The following is a 20076-nucleotide window of genomic DNA, read 5'->3' on the forward strand; positions in this document are numbered from 1 at the left end:
CTCCGTTATGGGGGTGTGTCTGGTTTTGACGGTGCGCTGCGTTCAGACATGCAGCAGCAGGTGCTCGCGCTCCCAGGGGCTGATGACTTTCATGAACTCGGCGTACTCGCTCATCTTCACCGCCTTGTAGATGCCGCAGAAGCGCTTGCCCAGAATGGCTTCGAGCTCGGGCACATCGTCGAGCGCGCGCACCGATTCCGACAGGCTCTGCGGCAGCGGAATGGCATTGGGTGCGGCGTAGGCGTTGCTCTTCATCTCGGGCAGCGGGCTGATCTTGTTGACCATGCCCAGATAGCCGCAGGCCAGACTGGCCGCCAGCGCGACGTAAGGGTTGGCGTCGGCGCCGATGACGCGGTTTTCCATCCGGCGGTTTTCTGCATTGGAGAACGGCACGCGGATGCCCACGGTGCGGTTGTCCGCGCCCCATTCCACATTGGTCGGCGCCGCGGTATTGGCCACCAGACGGCGATACGAGTTCACATACGGCGCGAACAGCGCCATGACGTGGGGGATGTATTTCTGCAGCCCGCCGATGTAGTTGTAGAACAGCTCGGAGGCGCTGCCGTCGGGGTTGCTGAACACATTCATGCCGGTCTTGCGATCGACGATGCTCTGGTGCACATGCATGGCGCTGCCGGGCTCGCCGGCCATGGGCTTGGCCATGAAGGTGGCGAACATGTTGTGGCGCAGCGCCGCTTCGCGCAGGGTGCGCTTGAAGAAGAACACCTTGTCGGCCAGATCGAGCGGGTCGCCGTGCAGGAAGTTGATTTCCATCTGCCCGGCGCCGATTTCGTGAATCAGGGTGTCGACATCGAGGTCCATGGCCTCGCAATAGTCGTAGATGTCCTCGAACAACGGATCGAACTCGTTGACCGCGTCGATGCTGTAGTGCTGGCGCGAGGTCTCGGAGCGGCCCGAACGCCCTACAGGCGGGCGCAGCGGCTGGTCGGGGTCGGTGTTCTTGTCCACCAGATAGAACTCCAGCTCGGGCGCCATCACCGGCGCCCACCCCTTGTCGGCGTAGAGCTTGAGCACGTTCTTCAGCACGGTGCGCGGGGCGTAATCGACCGGCTCGCCATCCTTGAAATAGCAGTCGTGAATGACCTGCGCCGTCGGGTCGGTGGCCCAGGGCACGACGCGCGCGGTGCTCGGGTCGGGCACCAGATTCATGTCGCGGTCGGTATCGGCGATCAGGGTGTCGATACGTTCGTCCTCGGGCCAGTTGCCGGTCACGGTCAGGCCGATGATGCTTTCCGGCAGGCGCATGCCGCGGTCTTCGGTGAACTTGCTGCGGGGCAGGATCTTGCCGCGGGCCACCCCGGTCAGGTCGGGCACGAGGCACTCGATTTCGGTGATGCGTTGGGCGTTGAGCCAGCCTTCAAGGTCGTTGAAGGTCCATTGTTTGCGGTTGTCGCTGCTACTCATGATGGGATTCCAGTTTGCGTTTCTTGGATGATTCCAATGGACACGTCCACTTTGAACGCCAAAGGCGGACGCGGGGTTTGCTCAGGCAGCGTGCGCCAGCTCGTCCTCGCGCTTGCGCGCGGCGAACTGCCGACAGGCGTTGCCGAAAGCGGCATAGAGCGCGCGCGACACGGGGTTTTGCGCGGCCTGCCATTCGGGATGCCACTGCACCGCCAGCAGAAACCCCGGCTCGGGGCTGTTGGCGGCACGGTGGGCGGGTTGGTAGATGTAGGCCTCGACCAGACCGTCGGGCGCATGCGCCTGCGCCAGCAGATCGGGCGCGAGGGTCTGGATGCCCTGGCCATGCAGGCTGTTGACCTCCCAGGAGTCGACGCCGACGATGGCCGCAAGCGGGCCGCCGGGCACGGCGTGCACGCGATGCGCCGGGCCGTATTGCCCGGCCGCGTCGAGCGCTTCGTCTTCGCGGTGGTCATCGAAGCCCGGCGTGTTGTGCACCTCCTGCAGCAGGCTGCCACCCAGCGCCACATTGATCTCCTGAAAGCCGCGGCAGATGCCGAACACCGGAATGCCGCGGGCGATGGCGGCGCGGATCAGCGGCAGGGTGGTGGCGTCGCGCGCCGGGTCGGCCGGCGACTCGGGGTTGCTCAGCGTCTGGCCGTAATGATGCGGCTCGATGTTCGACGGCGAGCCGGTAAACACCAGGCCATCGACAGCATCGAGCACCGCGTCGATCGGCAGATCGGCCCCCATCGACGGCAACAGCAGCGGCAACACGCCAGCCAGTGGCAGCAGGGGATCGACATACTTCTGCGCCACGGCGTAGGTCGGGTGCCCGCCCAGCGGCTTCAGATCGGTGGTGACGGCAACGCGGGGATACGAAACGGGGGAAGGCGGCATGATGAACAACGAAGAATTCAAGGGTCAGGCCAGTGGAACGCGATCGCCGCTGCGGTCAACACCCGATGCAGCGGCATTACAAAGATGGTGCATTGTCGCGCTCTTTTTTGGTGCGCCGCAATAAACCTGCGCACCACTTCAGAAACGAAAAATACTAGGGTTTTCCTTAGGTTAGCGGGATTCGATAGCCTCAATTTACCTGCCAACTGGTACTCTCGGAAGTGCCACTCGCCGCTTTTATCATGGAGCCAGTTGCAGCCTCTTCCTGGCAACTCATGCCGCATCATGCGCCCCCTTGCACTCTCCGAACTCCTGCTCACCGAACTCCAGCGCGTCGAGACCGATGGCGCGGCGCTGCCGCCGCTAAACCGCAGACTCTACCTCTCGCTGCGCGGCGCCATTCTGGCCGGGCGCATCACCGCCGGAGTGCAGTTGCCGTCCACCCGCGACCTGGCGCGCGACCTCGAACTTTCGCGCAACACGGTGATGTCGGCCATCAACCAGCTCACCGCCGAAGGCTATCTCACCGCACGCCAGGGCAGCGGCACCTTCGTTTCCGAGACTCTGCCCGAACTCGGCCCGCTGAGCCCGGCGCGCGGGCGCAAGGCGGCGCAGACCGCCGCCCAGGACGGCTCGCCGCGTGAACTCTCGCAGCGCGGCCATCTGCTGACGGCGCAGTCGGGCTCGGCGGATTACGAGGTGCAGCCGTTCGCACCCGGCGAGATCGATTTTGCCGAGTTCCCCATTCAGCTCTGGCAAAAGCTGCAGGCCAAGTATTGGCGCAGCCTAGACCGCGATCTGCTCGACTATGGCCAGGAAGGCGGCTACATGCCGCTGCGCGCGGCCATCGCCGCTTACCTCAGCCTGTCGCGGTCGGTGCGCGTCACCCTCGAGCAGGTGCTCATCACCTCGGGCACGCAGCAGTCGCTCGACCTGGCCGCGCGCCTGCTCACCGATCACGGCGACGAGGCCTGGGTGGAAAACCCCTGCTACTGGGGCGCGCGCAAGGCGCTGCAAGCCGCAGGTCTCAAGCTCAAACCCATCGACGTGGATGGGGAGGGCATGGCGCCCTCGGCCACGGACTGGCAGCAAGGCAGGCCGCGGCTGATCTATGTCACGCCCTCCCATCAATACCCGCTCGGGCATGTGATGAGCCTGCAGCGCCGCCGCGCCCTGCTGCAGTTCGCCGCGCAGCAGCGCTGCTGGATTTTCGAGGACGACTACGACAGCGAGTTCCGCTTCGGCGGCCGCCCCTTCGCCAGCCTGCAGGGGCTGGACGACCATGCCCAGGTGCTTTACTCGGGCACGTTTTCCAAGGTGATGTACCCCGGCATCCGTCTGGGCTATCTGGTGGTGCCGACCGATCTGCTGCCCGCCTTCAACACCGGGCTCTACGACCTGTACCGCCCGGGTCAGCTTATGCTGCAGGCCGCCTTGACCGACTTCATCACCGAGGGCCACCTCAACACCCTCATCCGCCGCCTGCGAGTGGCCTATCAGGCCCGGCGCGACGAACTGGCGCGGCGCATCCAGCGCTGCCTGGGCGAGCGGGTGCAGATTTCGGGACAGGAATCGGGGCTGCACCTGTGCCTGCTGTTTCGCGACGAAGACCGGGTCGATGACGAAGCCATCGCCCGAGCCGCCGACGCGCAAGGCATGACCGTGCGGCCGCTGTCGCGCTATTACCTCGGCACACCCCAGCAGCGCGGGCTGATTCTCGGCTATGCCTATGTGCCCACCGAGCGGGTACCGCCCTGGGCGCAGAAGCTGTGTCAGCTCATTCGCGGGCAGTTGCCTGATTGAACCCGGCTCAGGCCGCGTGCGCCACCCCGGCGAGCTGCTCCATGCGGGCGGTATCCTCGCGCAGCGCGGCAGCGTCTCCAGCGAAAACGATTTCGCCTTCCGACAGCACATAGGCGCGATCGGCCAGTTGCAGCGCGAGGAAGGCGTTCTGCTCGACCAACAGCACCGAAATGCCCTCCTCCTTCATGCGGCCCACGGTGCGCATGACCTCCTGCACGATGACGGGCGCCAGTCCCTGCGAAGGCTCGTCGAGGATCAGCAGCTTGGGGTTGAGCAGCAGGGCGCGGGCGATGGCCAGCATCTCCTGCTCGCCTCCAGACAGCCGCCCGCCTTTGCTGGTGCGGCGCTCGTGCAGCCGCGGAAAGAGCTTGTACACCGCATCGATGTTCCAGCGGCCGGGCGTTTCGTGCACCACCAGCAGGTTTTCGTGCACCGTGAGGTGGCCGAAAATCTTGCGACCCTCGGGCACATAGCCCACGCCCAGCGCGGCGATGCGATGCGGCGAGGCGCCGGTCATGTCCTTGCCGAAGAATTTGATCTTGCCCTGGCGCGGCGGGGTCAGCCCCATGACCGAGCGCATGGTGGTGGTCTTGCCGGCGCCGTTGCGGCCGAGCAGGGCGACCAGCTCCCCCTCGCCCACGGTCATCGAGACGCCTTTGAGGATGTGGCTTTTGTCGTAATAGGTGTGAATCGCGTCGAGTTCGAGAACGGCAGTCATGGCTGGGCTCCGGTCAGGCCGCCTGGCCGAGGTAGGCGGCCTGGACCTTGGGATTGCTGGAGATCTGTTCGGCGGTGCCTTCGGCCAGCATGGTGCCGTTGTCGAGCACGGTGATGCGGTCGGCGATGCCGAACACGATCTCCATGTCGTGCTCGACGAACAGGGTGGTGATGCCGCGGTTCTTGTTGAGGTCGCGGATCAGGGAGGTCATGTGGTGGGTTTCCTCTTCGCCCATGCCGGCCGTGGGCTCGTCGAGCAGCAGCAGCTTGGGACTGCGCGACAGCGCGATGCCCACTTCGACCACGCGCTGGTCGCCGTGCGACATCTCGCCGGTGATGCGCCCGGCTTTGCCATCGAGCCGCACCATGTGCATCAGTTCCTCCACGCGGTCGTCGATGCGCTGGCGCAGCGTCCGCCCCATCCACGGCCGCAGGTTCACGCCCTGCGCCACCTCCACGGCAATGCGCAGGTTTTCATAGACGGTGAGCGAGCGGAAGATTTCAGTGATCTGGAAGGTGCGGATGATGCCGCGCTTGACCAGCTCGCCCGGGTTGACGGTCTGGATCTCGCGGCCGTCGAACACGATACGGCCGTCGCTTGGTGGAAAGAAGCCGCTGATCAGATTGAACAACGTGGTCTTGCCCGCGCCATTGGGGCCGATGACCGCGCGCAGCTCGCCCGGCTGCACATCGAGCGAAATATCGGTCAGCGCCTTGAGCGCGCCGAAGCGGCGTGACACGCCATGCAGTTGCAGCAGGCTCATCGCGCATCCCTCCGGCGTTGCAGGAAGCCCATGATGCCCAACGGGAAGAACAGCACCGACAGCACGAAGATCAGGCCGATGACGCTCATCCAGTTGTCGGTGACAGTGCTGGCATAGTCGCGCACCAGCACGAAGATCGCCGCGCCCACCAGCGGTCCCCAGAAGTTGCGCATGCCGCCCAGCACCGCGATCACCACCAGGTCGCCCGAGAAGGTGTAGTTCAGCGTGTTGGGCGAGGTGAAGTTGTCGAGCAAGGCGTTGAGCCCCCCGGCCAGTGCCACGATGAAGCCCGACAGCGCGAACGAGATGGCCGCATAGCGCTGCACCGGCAGACCGAGAAAGGTGAGGCGCTTCTGGTTCTCGCGGATGGCCACGAAGGTGTGGCCCAGCGGCGAGTTCAGCACGATCCACAGCACCAGCGCGCCCAACGCGAAACAGGCCACCACCAGGTAATAAAAACCCAGCGAGCCCAGCGTCCAGTCGAAGCCGGGGAAGTGCAGGGTGTGGCGCGAAAAACCGGTCAGGCCGTCGTAGCCGCCCGTCACAGCCTGCCAGCGAATGGCGATGAAATAGAACATCTGACCGATGGCGATGGTGATCATGGCGAAGTAGATGCCGCGCCGCCGTACCGCAATGGGTGCCAGCACCGCAGCCACCAAGCCGCCCAGCAGCGTGCCGCCCAGCAGCGCCAGCAGCACGTTATGCGTCAGGTACTTGAGAATCAGCCCGACGCCGTAGGCGCCGAGGCCGAAATAGGCCGCATGGCCGAAGGACAGACCGCCGGTGTGGCCGAGCAGCAGGTTCAGGCCCATCGCGGCCAGGCCATAGATCAACACACGCGAGGCGATGTCGTTGTAGCTACCGACGTAGTGCAGCCAGGCCGGGGCGCTGAGCAGCACCAGCGCGAGCACGATCGTGCCCAGGTGGCGTTTGATGGAAGAAGGTCGCATGGCGGAACCGTATGAGGCTGCGGATTTGGGGGCAGTGGGAGCAGGCGCGTTCATTCGAACAATCCTTCCTGTCCCATCAGACCGCGCGGGCGCACCACCAGCATCAGCCCCATGATGAGGTAGATCACCGCCTCGCTCGCGGCAGGAAAGTAGGCGGTGGTGATACCCGAGGCCACGCCGATCAGCAGGCCGCCGAGCAGCGAGCCCAGCAGCGAGCCCACGCCGCCCACCACGATGGCGACGAAGGCCGGCATCAGCAGGCCGTCGCCCATGGTCGGGTCGAGGCCGAGCTGACCCGCGGCAAGGATGCCCGCGACCCCGGCGAAGACGATGCCGATGACAAAGTTGGCGCTGCGCAGCAGGTAGATGTTCACCCCCAGCGCCGATACCGTTTCCAGATCGGCATTGCCGGCGCGGATGCGAATGCCCAGCCGCGTGTAGCGCAGCACCGCGAACAGCACCGCCGTACCCACCAGCGCCACCGCCACGACGAACAGGCGGTAGCCGGTGAGGAAGAAGTAGGTGTTGCTCAGGGGATGCCCGAGCGATTCGGGAATGGCCAGCGGCACGCCGGTGGCTCCCCAGATGGTGCGGATCACGTCCTGCATGATGAGTGCCAGGCCGAAGGTCAGCAGCAGCGAATACAACGGGTCACGCTTGTACAGACGCCGCACCAGAAACACTTCGACCAGCAGGCCCAGCATGCCGGCCAGCAACGGCGCCACCGCCAGCGCTCCCCAGAATCCCAGATGCGGCTCCAGGGTGTAGGCGAAGTAGGCCGAAAGCGCCATGAACGCGCCTTGTGCGAAATTGATGGTGTTGTTGAGCCCGAGGATCAGCGCCAGGCCCAGCGCCAGCAGGGCATAGAACGCGCCGGTGATCAGGCCATTGAAAGTGTTGAAGACGAGAACGAGGTTCAAGGCTAGGCCTCCGCAGCAGCAGAATGACAGGCTGCGGACTCGCCGTCGGGCGAATCCGCGCGGGCGCTCGCGGCAGTATCAGGCGCGCGGCAGCACGCAGCCGGTTTGCGAGGGCGGCAGCGCGATCGTCTCGCCGGGCACGATGGCAGAGACGTCGAACAGGTTGGGGTACTTGCCCGTCTGGATGACGTGTCCGGGGAACATGCCGAGCATCAACTGGTGATCCTGCGGCCGGTAGAACACATTGCCCGGCTGCAAAGCGATTTCCGGCGGCAGCACCAGCCCCTCCATCGCCTTCACCACCTTGGCGGTGTCGGTGGACTTGGCCTTTTCCACGGCCAGCTTGATGGCGTGCGTCGTGGCATAGCCGAACCACACCCGCGCCGTCGGGTATTCGCCTTTGTTGGCGGCCTTGAAACGATTGACGAAATCGGCCACATGCGGCGTCTTGGGCTGATTCCAGTACCACTCCATGGTCCACCAGCCATAGCGCGCCGCTTCGGGCAACGCCTGCGCCTGCTCCAGTTCGAACAGCGCACCGCCCACGGCGATGTCCTTGTTGATGCCGAACTGGGCGATCTGCTTCATGGCATTGACCTGGTCATTGCCCGCCAGCAACAGGCACAGCACGTCAGGCGACTTGGCCTTCACATCGATCAGGTAGGACGAGAAGTCGGTCGTGCCCACCGGGGCCAGCGCCCCGCCCACCACGGTGCCGCCGACCTTCTTCAATTGGGTGGTGTAGTCGGCCTGCTCGGACTGACCGAAGGCATAGTCGGTAGTCAGGAAATACCACTTCTTGCCGAATTTCTTGTAGAGCGTCTCGAAGTCACCGGCGGTCAGCATCCAGGTGGTCGAGCAGGTGCGGAAGGTGGTGGTCTTGCATTCCTTGCCGGTCAGGCTGTCGACGTGGCCCCCGGTGCAGACGAACAGCTTGTCGTGGCGGTTGGCGAACTGCGACACCGCCAGCGACGCCGCCGAGTTCACCGTACCCATGAGAAAGTCCACCTTGTTCTGGCTGAGCAGGCGCGAAGCCTTGTCCACCGCGGTGCCTGGGTTGCCCGCGCTGTCTTCGACGAAGATCTGCAGGGGCCGCCCCATCACGCCACCGGCCTTGTTGATCTCGGCTTCGGCAAACTGCGCGCCCTTGATTTCGCTCTGCCCCAGCGCGGCGAAGGTGCTGGTGATCGGATCGATCATGCCGATCTTCACCGGGTTCTCGCCCGCGCCCCAGCTCTGCGGCTGCGTGCCCAACAGGGCTGCCAGACCTGCCGCGCCGCCAGCCTTGATCAGGGTGCGACGGTCCATGCTGACGTGGTCGAGATCGCGCTTGTCTTCCTTGTTCATGCCTGTCTCCTTGGTTGTCGTCAAAATGACGCTTTTTGTGAACCGGGACGACTATAGGCAGCGGCACTGTAAAGCGGTAGAGGGCAAAGCAGACGAAGTTGCAACCTCGTGTAACCAACGTGTCGGCATGTCATGACCCGCTTCAAATCGGGGCCAAACGCTGCGGGTCTACCCGTAGAAGCCGCCTGGCGGTTGTGACTGTTTTGACCTGCGGTGCTGGAATGATGAGCCGGGATGGGGACGATCTCGCCAGCTCACAGCAGATCGCGCAGCCGGTACCAGAGCATGCCCAGCACCAGCGCGGGGGTGCGCAGCAGGTCGCCGCCCGGGAAGGGCTGATGGTGCAGTCGGGTGAACAGATCGAAACGCTCGGCCTGGCCGGCGATGGCCTCGGCGGCCAGCTGGCCGGCCATGCCGGTCAAGGCCAGGCCGTGTCCTGAAAAGCCTTGCAGGTAGAGCACATCGGGCGCGATGCGGCCGAAGTCTGGCGCGCGGTTCATGGTGATGTCGACGAAGCCGCCCCAGGCATGGGTGATCTTCACATCGCTGAGTTGCGGATAGACCGCCAGCATGCTGCGGCGCATGGTGCCGGCCAGATCGCGCGGCGTGGCGGTGGAGTAGCTCACCCGGCCGCCGAACAGCAGCCTGTCGTCACCCGTGAGGCGGTAGTAGTCGAGCACGAACTGGGTGTCGCAAACGCAGGCGCGATTGCGCACCAGCGAATTCGCCCGCTGCTTGCCCAACGATTCGGTGGCGATGATGTAGGTGCCCACGGGCATGATGCGCCGGGCCAGCCGAGGCGACACGGCACCGAGCTGCACGTTGCCCGCGAGCAGCACATGGCGGGCGCGCACGCTGCCCCGGGCGGTCTGCACCAGCGCCTTGCCGCCCCCCGCCTGCGCGGCGGGTTTGACGCTCAGCACCGGCGATTGCTCGTGCATCACCGCCCCGGCTGCCGCGGCAGCGCGACCGAGCCCAAGGGTGTAGTTGAGCGGGTGCAAATGCCCGCCGAAATCGTCGAGCACCCCGGCGCAGTAACGTTTGCTGGCGATGAGGCTGCGGGTCTGTTCGGTGTCGAAGCTCTGCAGATGGGTGTAGCCGTATTCGCGCTGCATGTGCTCGGCCCAGGCGTGCAGCGCGCGGGCCTTCTTCGGGGTAACGGCCACGCTCATCGCGCCGGGCGTCCAGTCGCAGTCGATGGCGTATTCCTCGATGCGGCTGCGCATCAGGCGGATGGCGTCGAGCGACATCTCCCAGGCGAAGTGCGCGCTCTTGGCCCCGAGCTGGCGCTCGAACGGCTCCATCTCGCTCGCATAGCCTGCCAGCGCCTGCCCGCCGTTGCGACCCGAAGCGCCCCAGCCGATGTGCCGCCCTTCGAGCAGCACGACCTGCATGCCGCGCTTGCGCAGCTCCAGCGCGGCCGACAGCCCGGCCAGGCCGCCGCCGACGATGCACACATCCGCCTGCACCTCGCCTTCGAGCGGCGCGTGGCGCGGCGCGGCATGCGCCGAATCGACGTAATACGAGTTTTCGATCAGGCGCTGGGCCTGCTCTTCCAGCCGCATCATGCGCGGGGTCCTCCGGGATCAGTTTGAAACGATAGCGTCGGCCGAGAGCCGCGCACACAGATAGGTCCAGACGCAGACCGCGGCGATGTTGGCGGTGAGTTCGGCGTGGTCGTAGGGCGGTGACACCTCCACGCAATCCATGCCGACAAAGGGAAGCTGCATGGCGCAAAGCTCCTCGAGCAGCGACAGCACCTGGGCGCTCCTCAGCCCCCCGGGTTCGGGCGTGCCCGTGCCCGGAGCGAACGCCGGGTCGAGGCAGTCGATGTCGAGCGTGACGTACACCGGCGCCTGTGCCGCCGCCAGCCGAGCGCGGATATCGGCCGTCACCGGGGCCAGCTGCGACGGGCTCTCCAGGCCGCGCAGCTCGCGCGCGGTGATCACACGTCCGCCAATGGCGTTGACATACTCGCGCGCGGCGCGCTCCGCTGCCGAACGTATGCCCACCTGCACCACGCCCTGCGGCGCTACCAGCCCTTCCTGCACCGCCTCGTAAACCCAGGTGCCATGCCCCGAAGGCTCGCCGAAATGGTCGGTCCAGGTGTCGCAATGCGCGTCGAAATGCAGCACCGCCAGCGGCTGCCCGTGCACCGCGCGCAACGCCCGCAGCAGAGACAGGGTGATGGAATGATCGCCGCCCAGCCACACCATGTGCTGACGCGCGAGGAGCGTTCGCGCCTGAGCTTCCAGCGCGGCGCGCATCGTCTCCAGGCTGGTGTTGGGTAGATAGAGGTCGCCGTAATCGCAGACTTCGGCCGTCGGCGACAGGTCGAACAGCGGATGCGTGGCATCGCACAGCATCTGGCTGGCCTGGCGGATGGCGTTGGGCCCGAATCGGGCACCGGGGCGGTTGGTCACCGCCCCATCCCAGGCCACGCCCGCCACCCCGAAACGGGCGGAGGGCGCTTCCCCGGCGCAGACCGCCGCGCCGAGGAACCTTTGCTGCGACAGATAGGCAAAAGCGTGCTGAACCATGATGTGTTGACTATGTGAACGGACTGCGAAGTTCAGCGAGCAGCGGACGAACCGCCGCCCCAACGCCAATGAAGCCTTGCAAGCGGTCTGAACCATATCGCCAATTTTTCACGAACGATAGAACCACTTTGCCCACCGCGCGCGGGGCCATTTCAGCGCTTGCCATGCCCCCGCAGGCTTCGCGATACTGCGCGTCAGCCGTTTTCCACAGCGTCTTCCGACGCCCATCGTCATGCGTTCCACAACCCTCCCCGCCGAGCGCGTCGCCCGCTTTCACGCGATCGAGACCGCCCGCTTCCTGGCCGATCATCCGCGCTGCGTCGCGCTGCACCAGCAGGCCCAGCGCCACTTTCTGTTCGGCGTGCCCTTGCACTGGATGGCCGATGCGCCTTCGCCCGTGCCGCTCTATGTGGACAAGGCGCAGGGTGCGCGCCTGTTCGATGTGGACGGTCACGCCATCATCGACTTCTGCCTGGGCGACACCGGCGCCATGTTCGGCCACAGCCCCGCGGCCATCGCCCGCACGCTCGCCGAACACGGCGCCGACGGCGCCACCACCATGCTGCCCTCGACCGTGGCCCTCGACGTGGCCAACCTGCTGGAGCAGCGCTTCGGCCTGCCGATGTGGCAGTTCACCGCCACGGCCAGCGATGCCAACCGCTTCGTGCTGCGCTGGGCGCGCGCGATCACCGGGCGCAAACACATCGTGGTGTTCAACGGCTGCTATCACGGCACGGTCGACGATGTGTTCGTCGACCTCGACACGCAGGGCCGCACCCACACCCGCCCCAGCCTGCTGGGCCAGGTCGTCGATCTCACCACCTACACCCGGGTGGTCGAGTTCAACGACCTCGACGGCCTGCGCGCCGCGCTGGCCGCGGGCGACGTCGCCTGCGTGCTGACCGAGCCGGTGCTCACCAATATCGGCATGGTCCTGCCCGAGCCCGGCTTTCTCGACGCCGTGCGCCAGCTCACCCAAGAGCACGGCGCACTCCTGGTGATGGACGAGACCCACACCCTCTCGTGCGGCCCCGGCGGCTACTGCCGCGCCAGCGGTCTGCAACCCGACGTGCTCATCCTCGGCAAACCCATGGCCGGCGGCACGCCCGGCGCCGCCTACGGCTTCACCCCTGAGGTCGGCGCACGCATGCAGGCCGTCAAGGCCGCCGCCGCGCCTGGACACTCGGGCATCGGCACCACCCTGTCGGCCGGCCTGCTCACCCTGCGACTCATGCGCACCATGCTGGCCGAAGTCATGACCGACGCCGCCTATGCCCACATGTTCGCCATCGCCGAGCAGGTGGCCTGCGGCCTGGAGCGCGTCATCGAGGGCCACGGATTGCGGTGGACGGTCACACGCATCGGCGCGCGCTGTGAAGTGCAGTTCGCAGCACAACGCCCGCGCAACGGCAGCGAAGCCAGAGCCGCGTTCGACGACGCGCTGGAACCCGCACTGCAACTCGCCCTGATCAACCGCGGCGTGCTGCTCACCCCCTTCCACAACATGCTGCTGGCCAGCCCGGCGCACACCGAGACTGACGCCGCCGTCCTGATCGCCGCGTTCGACGACGCCTTGACCGCCCTGGCCGCCGCCTGAACTCGGCCTGATGCCGGGCAGAACACTCCTCTCGCTCAACCTGACGCTTGACACTCTGTTTTTCAGAGTCATAAACTCTGCAAAACAGAGTTATTCAGGAGGCCCCATGCCATCCCTTGCAGCGCAGCAGATCGACAGCATTCACGCCATGCTTGCCTCGGGCCAACGCAGCCTGAGGCTGGAACGGCACAGCCTGGTGCTGTGGGGGGTGTGCTTTGGCGGCCTCATCGCCCTGAGCAACCACATCATCACCGCGCAGCAGATTCCAGACCCGACGCAGCGCGCGCTGGCCTGGCTGGGGCTGATGTCGGTGGTGCTGGGAACGGTGAGCCTGCTCGACTGGGCGCTCACACGCCGCGCCAAGCACGCCCGCGACGAGTTCTGGTCCTTCATCCACCGCCAGGTGCTCAAGGTGTGGTGGCTGCTGCTGGCCGCGGGCGTGCTGGCCACCTTCGCCACTTTCTTTTACGGCGGCGGCTATCTCGTCTATCCGCTGTGGCTGGTGCTCGTCGGCCTGGGGCTGTATGTGCACGGGCTGTTTTCCGAACAGGCGGTGGAATGGGCCGGAGGCCTGCTCATCGCCTTCGGCGTGTGCGCGGCGCTGTTCCGGCTGGACGTGAACACCCTGCAATGCCTCGCCGCTTCGGCCTTCGGTCTTGGCCTGCCTCTGCTTGCCGCGCTGTTGGAGCGCGGCGAGGTACGACCGGTCTGGTTGCGTGCCGCGAATCTGCTGTTGTGGCTGGCCGTGGTGCTGGGTGCGCCGCTGCTGGCGCAACACCTGGCCGATGCGAGCCAGCCCGCGCCCGCGCCACTGCGCAGCCTGGAGCAATGGGAGCACGCACCGCTTCAGCGACAGGCGGTGCGGCTGCCCGCGGGCCTCACCGTGCCGGTGCGGTTCGATGTGTCCGGCGACCTGTTCGCGCCCAGCGCCGCCTCGGTGCTGCCGCTGGTGCTCAGGCGCCCGGTGGAAGTCCTGGCCGAAGACGGCCGCCTCACCGGTGCCTGGCGCTACCCCGATGGACGATGGCGCGGCGAGCCGCTGCCTGCCGCCATCCTGGTGTCCGATTTGCGCGCCGAGCTTCAGCCGAATGCAGGCGCGCAGGTTCATGCCCGCCTGCACGTGAGCATGACGGCGCGTGACGCGCCGTGACACACCCCCTGTCCTCCCTTTCCCCGTCTCACCCACCCCTCAAGGAACTTCCATGCAACGCCTCATCCTGCCCCTGCTGCTCGCGAGCAGCACCCTTGCCGCCTGCAGCAGTCTGCCCACCGGCCCCGCGCCCACGGCGGAGCAGACGGCCCAACTGCCCGTCGTCACCCTCGGCCAGCCGCTGCCACCGGGAGATGCTTATGTGCTGTACTTCCCGGCGGGTACGCCGCTGCCCATACGCACCGAGGTAGGCGGCAGCGCCTTCGCGAAGGGTGGCGAATCCACCCTTCACGTAACCCTCAAGCGCGGGATTTACGGCTACCGCCAGTACGCCAGCTTCGACCAGAAGACCTGGGTACCGTGGAACCAGATGCTCGACACCCAGTTGCATTTGCACATCCCCAGCAAGAACGGCAAGGACGCCGCGGTGCTCGACCTGCAGATGAACCTGCGCTGAGGCGGCCCGCCACCATGACCAGCGACACCCTCGACCCTCTGCTGCATCAGCCGCTGCGCACCCAGATCGCCGCCTATCTGGCGGGCGCCGGGGAAGCCACGTTTTCCGACCTCAAGCGCTTGCTCGGAGTGTCGGACGGCAATCTGGACGCGCATCTGAAGAAGCTGCTCGCTGCAGACTATGTGTCTGCGCGCAAGAGCGGCGACGGCCCGCGTCAGCAGACCGTCTATGCCCTGACGGCGAACGGTCGCGAGGCGCTGCGCGGCTATGTCGCCGCGCTGCAGGGCCTGATCGCCTTCGCCCAGCCCGACAACGCTGCGCCCGAACCGCCGGACGCGGTGCGAGCGGTCAAGGCTTGATGTAGGCGAAGCCAGCCTTCTCCAGCTGCATGATGCGCACCACCCCGGCGGGTACCACCACCGCGGAGGGCACCAACACGGGCAGGTGGCCGAGCTTTTTCGCCATGGCTTCCATGGTGTTGTGGCAGGCGTCGAACTCCACGCCTTCGGCATTCTGCGCGGCGATGCGGCCAGCCACCGGGCTGCCCTTGAGCAGCATTTTCAGCCCTGGGCCGAAAGCGACGATGACGATCCGAACCTTCTCCTGGCCGAAGTAGTCCAGCAGGTTCTGCGCATTGTTCAGCGCCAGATTCCAGGTGGCCGGATTGGCGCCATCCACCTGCATGACGACATGCGCCTCGGCGAACGGCAGCTTGTGAATGTAGGTCGGGGCGTCGAACTTGAAGTCGTTCAGCATCGACGGATTGGCCGCCTGCGCCAGGCCGGTGCCCAGCAGGCCAAGCGCCAGCGCAAGGGCCATGCCGCGCAGGCGAGTGATGAAGGGATGCAGGGATTTGCTGACCATGGTTGTCTCCTCGGTTTTGATTGGACTATAAGGTGTTTAGTGCATCCTCAGGCACAAGTGTGCTGCAAGATGTATCGCCCGGACCCGCCCCGCTTCGGGTCGGCGGGCCGGGGTCACCCTGCCGTGGGAGTGCTCAGAATGCCTCTACGGGCAGACCGCGCTGCTCCCATTCGTTCATGCCGCCGGGATATTCGCGCAGGCCCTTGACACCCATGATGCGATGAACGACGAACCAGGCCCCCGCGGCGTATTGGCCGGTATTGCAGTACACGATGCCCGGCGAGACGCGGTGCATGCCCGCGCCAGCCAGAACCTTGCGATACACCTGCGCCGAGAGAAAGCGCCACGAGCCGTCATCCGCATTGCGGTAGAGCAGCTCCGCCGGCAGCGGGCTGGCCCCGGCCAGACGGCCCGCCTTGGGCACCACGGGCGTGCGCTCAAGACCGGCAAACTGCGCCAGCGGTCGGGCATCGAGCAGCAGACCGTGCGTGCGCTGCGCGGCCTGCACCTGCTCTGTGGTCGCCAGCAGCGCTACATCCGGCGCCTTGGCTTGCCACTTGCTTGAGGTCATCGGCGCGATCGCATCGGTATCGACCGCATAACCCGCGGAAATCCAGGCGTGCATGCCGCCGTTCAGAATGGCGATCTGCTCGGCCGGCACGCCGAACACCTGCAACTCCCAGGCGAAGAACGCGGCTTCCTGCAGCGATGTGGCGTCGTCGCCCGTGGGAACGATGACGATGGGCTTGTTCGGCTCGAGCTGCACCGCCTGCATGCTCTCCTGGAACTCCTTGGCCGTGGGCAGCATGAAGTCGACGGTCTTGCCGTCGACCACATGCTTCTGCCGCAGCCCCCAGAAGTTGACCGACAGCGCGTCAGGAATATGCCCGCCCACTTCGTCGAGCACCTTCTGACCCTTGACGGTGCTGAACTTCGGATCGTTGGTCAACGAACCCAGACTGTCGCGGATGTCGACGATCTGGACTTCCTTGGCATGGTCGTTCAGCCAGGGCGGGTTCACCAGCGGACCCGGCAACACCGCGGCCTGCGCCACGCAGGCCCAGCCTGCCAGCGCCACCACCAAAGCCCAAGCCCAGCGCCTGGGCGTTTTCGTCCCGTATTGCATTTGCTCCTCCTGTTGTTACCCCAGATCGTTCGTGAGGCGGCGCATTGCGCCTGCACGAACCATCTGGGGTTATGTTGGGGAGCCGATTGTCACAGCAGAGCATATGCAACGAAAGGGAAATTTTTGTTTCAGCCTTATCGAAAACGGTGATGAAAGAGATCCTCAGCTCTGCACCAGCCGCTTGGACTTGGCGATGGAGAACAGCATGCCCGCGCCCAGCATCAGCGTGATGAGCGCCGTGCCGCCGTAGCTGACGAAGGGCAGCGGCACGCCGACCACCGGCAGAATGCCCGACACCATGCCCATGTTGACGAAGGCATAGATGAAAAAGATCAGCGTCACCGACGCCGCCAGCAGGCGCGAAAACAGCGTGGGCGCGTTGGCCGCGATCATCAACCCGCGCAGGATAAAGAAGGTGTAGGCGGCCAGCAGCACCAGATTGCCGGCCAACCCCCATTCCTCGGCCAGCACCGAAAACACGAAGTCGGTGTGCGATTCGGGCACGAAGTTCAGGTGCGCCTGGGTGCCGTGCAGATAGCCCTGGCCGAACACCCCGCCGGAGCCGATGGCGATCATGCTCTGGATGATGTTGAAGCCCTTGCCCAGAGGGTCGCTCTGCGGGTCGAGCAGCATCATCAAGCGCTGGCGCTGATAGTCGTGCATGAAGTGCCACAGCACCGGCGCACTCGCCGCGGCCAGTGCCACCAGCACGCCGATGACCCGCCATGACAGCCCGGCGAAGAAGATGACGAACGCCCCGGTGAACAGCACCAGCAGCGCGGTGCCGAGGTCGGGCTGCTTCATGATGAGCCCCACCGGAATGGCCAGCAGCACGGCCGCGATGAAAAAGTCCTTCACCCGGATCTGCCCCTCGCGCCGCTGGAAGTACCACGCCAGCATCAGCGGCACGGCGATCTTCATGATCTCCGAGGGCTGGACCACGGTCACGCCCAGATCGAGCCAGCGACGCGCGCCCTTGCGCACCAGGCCGAACATCGCCGTGGCCAGCAGCAGCGCCACCCCCACGGTGTAGACAGGCACGGCGATCTGCATGAGGCGCTGCGGTGGCACCTGCGCGGTGACGAACAGCACGACAAAGCCGATGGCGAGGTTGCGCAGATGGTCGTCGAACGGCACGTGGGCATCCTGCAGTGCGGAAAACAGCACGATGCAGCCGATGGCCACCAGCCACAGCAGGCCCGCGGCCAGCGGCGCGTCGAAGCCGGTGAGATACGGGCGCACGCGATGCCACAGCGGCGGACGTCCAAAGCTGGCGCTCATAGTCTCACTCCCTCCGATTCATCTGTGATGTCGGGACGCGCGCCGAAGCGGGTGAACAGCGGCGCACGCAGCCCTCCGGAACAGGCGGTGCGCTGGTAATGGCCTACCGCATCCGCGTCGAACGCGGTGGAGCTTGCCTTACCTGGGGGCGAGGCGGCAGGAACCTGGGGCGCAGAAGCGGCCTTGGTTGCCGCTGTGGACGCCGCGCCCGCCGCTGTGGACGCCGCACCCGCCGGAGCGGACGCCGCTGGCGCGGGCGGCGGTTTGGCGCCGGGCACATGGGGCACGCCCTCGCGCTCGCCGGCATAGACAAACGACACCGGCTGCGGCTTGGCCCCGCTGATCTTCTCGATCTCGTCGTCAGTGGGATAGAGGCCGAGCAGGTGATAGTCGAGCGCCTTGCGCGCGATCGGCGCAGCGGCCATGCCGCCGAAACCCGCGTTTTCCACGATCATGGCCAGGGCGATCACCGGATTCTCGGCGGGGGCATAGACCACATACAGGGCGTGGTCGCGCAGGTGATGCGCCACGTCCTTGGCGTCATAGGTCTGGTTTTGCGCTACGGTGAACACCTGGGCGGTGCCGGTCTTGCCGGCGCTGGTGTACTGCGCCCCCTTGAAGGCCTCCGCCGCCGTGCCGCCGGTCTGGTTCACCCCGATCATGCCGTCATGCACGACCTGCCAGTACGACGGATTCATGTCGATGCGCTCGGCCACCGGCGCCTGCACCGGGGTGAACCGCCTCGTGGCCATATCCTCCACCGCGCGCACCACGCGGGGCGCGTAGCGCGTGCCGCGGTTGGCCATGGTGGACAAGGCCGTGGCCATCTGCAAAGGGGTGAAGGTGTTGTAGCCCTGGCCTATCCCCAGGCTGATGGTGTCGCCCGGGTACCAGCGCTGCTGCGCCGGGCTGCGAAACGCCTTGCGCTTCCACGCCCTGCTCGGCAGCACGCCCTTGGCCTCGCCCAGCAGGTCGATGCCGGTGGCCTGGCCGAAACTGAACTTGCTGGTGTAGCCCGCCATGCCGTCCACGCCCCAATCGTGCGCCACCATGTAGAAATACACGTCGCACGACACCTGAATGGCCTTGCGCATGTCGACGATGCCATGCCCGCCGGGCACGTCGTCGCGGAATCGGTGCCCCGCAAACATGAAATACCCGGGATCGTGGAAACTCCACTGCGCCGTGCGTATGCCCTCGGTCAGCGCGCCCATCGCCAGATAGGGCTTGTAAGTCGAGCCGGGCGGGAAGGTGCCGCGCAGCACGCGGTTGAGCAGCGGACGGTCGGGCGAGGTGTTGAGCGCATCCCAGTTGGCCTGGTCGATGCCGTCGACGAACAGATTGGGATCGAAGGTCGGCATGGAGACGAAGGCCAGCACCTCGCCGTTGCGCGGGTCGATGGCCACGCATGCGCCGCGTCGTTTGCCATACAGGTCTTCGATGAGCTTCTGCAAGCGAATGTCCACCCCCAGCACCAGGTTCTGGCCGGGCGTGGCGGCCACGGTCTTGATCTTGCGCACCGGGCGCCCCATGGCGTTGACCTCGACTTCCTCATAGCCGGTGACGCCGTGCAGTTCTTTTTCGTAAGCCTGCTCCACGCCGAGCTTGCCGATGTGGTCGGTGCCGAGGTAGTTGCTGGCGTCGTCGCTGTCGTCGATGCGCTGCTGCTCGGCCTGGTTGATGCGGCCGATATAGCCCAGCAGATGACAGCCCAGCGCGCCCAGCGGATAGTTGCGGAACAGCCGCGCCCGCACATTCACCCCCGGAAAGCGAAAACGCTGCGCCACGAAGCGCGCCACCTGATCGTCGGTGAGCTTGTTGAGAATGGGCAGCGACTGAAATCGCCGCGACTGCCCCAGCAGATTGTTGAAGCGCCGCTCGTCGAAAGGCGTGATGGGCACGATGGCCTTGAGCGCGTCGATGGTGCCCTGCAGCGTGCCCTTGACCTTCGACGGCGTGATCTCCAGCGTGTAGGCCGCATAGTTGTTGGCCAGGATGATGCCGTTGCGGTCGAGAATCAGCCCGCGCTGCGGCGGAATCGGCACCAGCGCGATGCGGTTGTCCTGCGCCTGGGTGGAAAACTGCCGGTGCCGCAACACCTGCAGCCAGAGCCAGCGCCCGACGAGCAACGCAAAGCTCAGCACCACCACGCCCGCCGCCAGGATCAGGCGACGGCGAAAGCGAAAAAGCTCGCGTTCGATGTTGCGCAGTTCAGTCATTGCAAGGGCGGTTCAAACA

The 20076-nt window shown here is 65.9% G+C and carries 18 protein-coding genes; 5 read left to right on the forward strand and 13 right to left on the reverse strand.

The window, feature by feature from the left end:
• Positions 1-42: 42 nt before the first annotated feature.
• Both ASC45_RS01755 and ASC45_RS01760 read right to left on the reverse strand, forming a co-directional pair.
• Positions 43-1425 carry a glutamine synthetase family protein gene (locus ASC45_RS01755; protein ID WP_055449295.1) on the reverse strand — a complete coding sequence of 461 codons (1383 nt, stop codon included), beginning with the start codon at positions 1423-1425 and terminating at the stop codon, positions 43-45.
• 81 nt (positions 1426-1506) lie between these two features.
• Complete coding sequence (locus ASC45_RS01760; RefSeq protein WP_055449482.1) at positions 1507-2322, reverse strand: gamma-glutamyl-gamma-aminobutyrate hydrolase family protein; 816 nt, start codon at positions 2320-2322, stop codon at positions 1507-1509.
• Between the two features lie 285 nt (positions 2323-2607).
• Between ASC45_RS01760 and pdxR the strand changes: the two genes are divergently transcribed.
• Positions 2608-4125, forward strand: coding sequence for a MocR-like pyridoxine biosynthesis transcription factor PdxR (gene pdxR / locus ASC45_RS01765; protein WP_055449296.1), 1518 nt, complete (start codon positions 2608-2610; stop codon positions 4123-4125).
• Between the two features lie 7 nt (positions 4126-4132).
• Here the strand turns inward: pdxR and ASC45_RS01770 are convergent, their stop codons facing one another.
• The 7 genes from ASC45_RS01770 to speB all read right to left on the reverse strand — a co-directional run bounded on the left by ASC45_RS01770 (position 4133) and on the right by speB (position 11363).
• On the reverse strand, positions 4133-4843 hold the full coding sequence (locus ASC45_RS01770; RefSeq protein ID WP_055449297.1) for an ABC transporter ATP-binding protein: 711 nt from the start codon (positions 4841-4843) through the stop codon (positions 4133-4135).
• Between the two features lie 13 nt (positions 4844-4856).
• Positions 4857-5606 carry an ABC transporter ATP-binding protein gene (locus ASC45_RS01775; RefSeq protein ID WP_055449298.1) on the reverse strand — a complete coding sequence of 250 codons (750 nt, stop codon included), beginning with the start codon at positions 5604-5606 and terminating at the stop codon, positions 4857-4859.
• A complete protein-coding gene (locus ASC45_RS01780; RefSeq protein ID WP_055449299.1) occupies positions 5603-6610 on the reverse strand; it encodes a branched-chain amino acid ABC transporter permease in 1008 nt (335 codons plus the stop codon). The genes ASC45_RS01775 and ASC45_RS01780 overlap by 4 nt, the downstream gene beginning before the upstream one ends.
• Positions 6607-7476 (reverse strand): branched-chain amino acid ABC transporter permease, encoded by an 870-nt coding sequence (locus ASC45_RS01785; protein WP_055449300.1) that lies wholly within the window; start codon positions 7474-7476, stop codon positions 6607-6609. The genes ASC45_RS01780 and ASC45_RS01785 overlap by 4 nt, the downstream gene beginning before the upstream one ends.
• Before the next feature lie 78 nt (positions 7477-7554).
• Positions 7555-8823 (reverse strand): ABC transporter substrate-binding protein, encoded by a 1269-nt coding sequence (locus ASC45_RS01790; RefSeq protein ID WP_055449301.1) that lies wholly within the window; start codon positions 8821-8823, stop codon positions 7555-7557.
• Positions 8824-9077: 254 nt separating this feature from the next.
• Positions 9078-10391 carry an NAD(P)/FAD-dependent oxidoreductase gene (locus ASC45_RS01795; RefSeq protein ID WP_055449302.1) on the reverse strand — a complete coding sequence of 438 codons (1314 nt, stop codon included), beginning with the start codon at positions 10389-10391 and terminating at the stop codon, positions 9078-9080.
• 18 nt (positions 10392-10409) lie between these two features.
• Positions 10410-11363, reverse strand: coding sequence for an agmatinase (speB, locus tag ASC45_RS01800; protein ID WP_055449303.1), 954 nt, complete (start codon positions 11361-11363; stop codon positions 10410-10412).
• Between the two features lie 232 nt (positions 11364-11595).
• Between speB and ASC45_RS01805 the strand changes: the two genes are divergently transcribed.
• The 4 genes from ASC45_RS01805 to ASC45_RS01820 all read left to right on the forward strand — a co-directional run bounded on the left by ASC45_RS01805 (position 11596) and on the right by ASC45_RS01820 (position 14926).
• Positions 11596-12960 carry an aspartate aminotransferase family protein gene (locus tag ASC45_RS01805; RefSeq protein ID WP_055449304.1) on the forward strand — a complete coding sequence of 455 codons (1365 nt, stop codon included), beginning with the start codon at positions 11596-11598 and terminating at the stop codon, positions 12958-12960.
• Between the two features lie 106 nt (positions 12961-13066).
• Positions 13067-14110, forward strand: coding sequence for a hypothetical protein (locus ASC45_RS01810; RefSeq protein WP_055449305.1), 1044 nt, complete (start codon positions 13067-13069; stop codon positions 14108-14110).
• A gap of 52 nt (positions 14111-14162) precedes the next feature.
• Positions 14163-14567: a hypothetical protein gene (locus ASC45_RS01815; RefSeq protein WP_055449306.1), complete on the forward strand. Its 405-nt coding sequence runs from the start codon at positions 14163-14165 to the stop codon at positions 14565-14567.
• A 14-nt stretch (positions 14568-14581) separates the two neighbouring features.
• A complete protein-coding gene (locus ASC45_RS01820) occupies positions 14582-14926 on the forward strand; it encodes a transcriptional regulator (RefSeq protein ID WP_055449307.1) in 345 nt (114 codons plus the stop codon).
• Here ASC45_RS01820 and ASC45_RS01825 read toward each other — a convergent pair.
• The 4 genes from ASC45_RS01825 to mrdA form a co-directional block, all read right to left on the reverse strand.
• A complete protein-coding gene (locus ASC45_RS01825) occupies positions 14916-15431 on the reverse strand; it encodes a DsrE family protein (RefSeq protein ID WP_055449308.1) in 516 nt (171 codons plus the stop codon). The two genes, ASC45_RS01820 and ASC45_RS01825, sit on opposite strands and share 11 nt — an antisense overlap.
• 133 nt (positions 15432-15564) lie before the next feature.
• Positions 15565-16557 carry a sulfurtransferase gene (locus ASC45_RS01830; RefSeq protein WP_055449309.1) on the reverse strand — a complete coding sequence of 331 codons (993 nt, stop codon included), beginning with the start codon at positions 16555-16557 and terminating at the stop codon, positions 15565-15567.
• A gap of 162 nt (positions 16558-16719) precedes the next feature.
• Positions 16720-17838 carry a rod shape-determining protein RodA gene (rodA, locus tag ASC45_RS01835; RefSeq protein ID WP_055449310.1) on the reverse strand — a complete coding sequence of 373 codons (1119 nt, stop codon included), beginning with the start codon at positions 17836-17838 and terminating at the stop codon, positions 16720-16722.
• Positions 17835-20057: a penicillin-binding protein 2 gene (gene mrdA / locus ASC45_RS01840; protein ID WP_055449311.1), complete on the reverse strand. Its 2223-nt coding sequence runs from the start codon at positions 20055-20057 to the stop codon at positions 17835-17837. The genes rodA and mrdA overlap by 4 nt, the downstream gene beginning before the upstream one ends.
• Positions 20058-20076: the final 19 nt, after the last annotated feature.

It is taken from the genome of Thiomonas bhubaneswarensis, from assembly GCF_001418255.1.
GTDB lineage: Bacteria > Pseudomonadota > Gammaproteobacteria > Burkholderiales > Burkholderiaceae_C > Thiomonas > Thiomonas bhubaneswarensis.

Coding starts and splice junctions, on each gene's coding strand:
- ASC45_RS01795 (WP_055449302.1), bottom strand. CDS start 10,391: ATGATGCGGCTGGAAGAGCAGGCCCAGCGCCTGATCGAAAACTCGTAT.
- speB (WP_055449303.1), bottom strand. CDS start 11,363: ATGGTTCAGCACGCTTTTGCCTATCTGTCGCAGCAAAGGTTCCTCGGC.
- pdxR (WP_055449296.1), top strand. CDS start 2,608: ATGCGCCCCCTTGCACTCTCCGAACTCCTGCTCACCGAACTCCAGCGC.
- ASC45_RS01775 (WP_055449298.1), bottom strand. CDS start 5,606: ATGAGCCTGCTGCAACTGCATGGCGTGTCACGCCGCTTCGGCGCGCTC.
- rodA (WP_055449310.1), bottom strand. CDS start 17,838: ATGAGCGCCAGCTTTGGACGTCCGCCGCTGTGGCATCGCGTGCGCCCG.
- ASC45_RS01810 (WP_055449305.1), top strand. CDS start 13,067: ATGCCATCCCTTGCAGCGCAGCAGATCGACAGCATTCACGCCATGCTT.
- ASC45_RS01790 (WP_055449301.1), bottom strand. CDS start 8,823: ATGAACAAGGAAGACAAGCGCGATCTCGACCACGTCAGCATGGACCGT.
- ASC45_RS01805 (WP_055449304.1), top strand. CDS start 11,596: ATGCGTTCCACAACCCTCCCCGCCGAGCGCGTCGCCCGCTTTCACGCG.
- ASC45_RS01820 (WP_055449307.1), top strand. CDS start 14,582: ATGACCAGCGACACCCTCGACCCTCTGCTGCATCAGCCGCTGCGCACC.
- mrdA (WP_055449311.1), bottom strand. CDS start 20,057: ATGACTGAACTGCGCAACATCGAACGCGAGCTTTTTCGCTTTCGCCGT.
- ASC45_RS01770 (WP_055449297.1), bottom strand. CDS start 4,843: ATGACTGCCGTTCTCGAACTCGACGCGATTCACACCTATTACGACAAA.
- ASC45_RS01825 (WP_055449308.1), bottom strand. CDS start 15,431: ATGGTCAGCAAATCCCTGCATCCCTTCATCACTCGCCTGCGCGGCATG.
- ASC45_RS01760 (WP_055449482.1), bottom strand. CDS start 2,322: ATGCCGCCTTCCCCCGTTTCGTATCCCCGCGTTGCCGTCACCACCGAT.
- ASC45_RS01780 (WP_055449299.1), bottom strand. CDS start 6,610: ATGAACGCGCCTGCTCCCACTGCCCCCAAATCCGCAGCCTCATACGGT.
- ASC45_RS01815 (WP_055449306.1), top strand. CDS start 14,163: ATGCAACGCCTCATCCTGCCCCTGCTGCTCGCGAGCAGCACCCTTGCC.
- ASC45_RS01830 (WP_055449309.1), bottom strand. CDS start 16,557: ATGCAATACGGGACGAAAACGCCCAGGCGCTGGGCTTGGGCTTTGGTG.
- ASC45_RS01755 (WP_055449295.1), bottom strand. CDS start 1,425: ATGAGTAGCAGCGACAACCGCAAACAATGGACCTTCAACGACCTTGAA.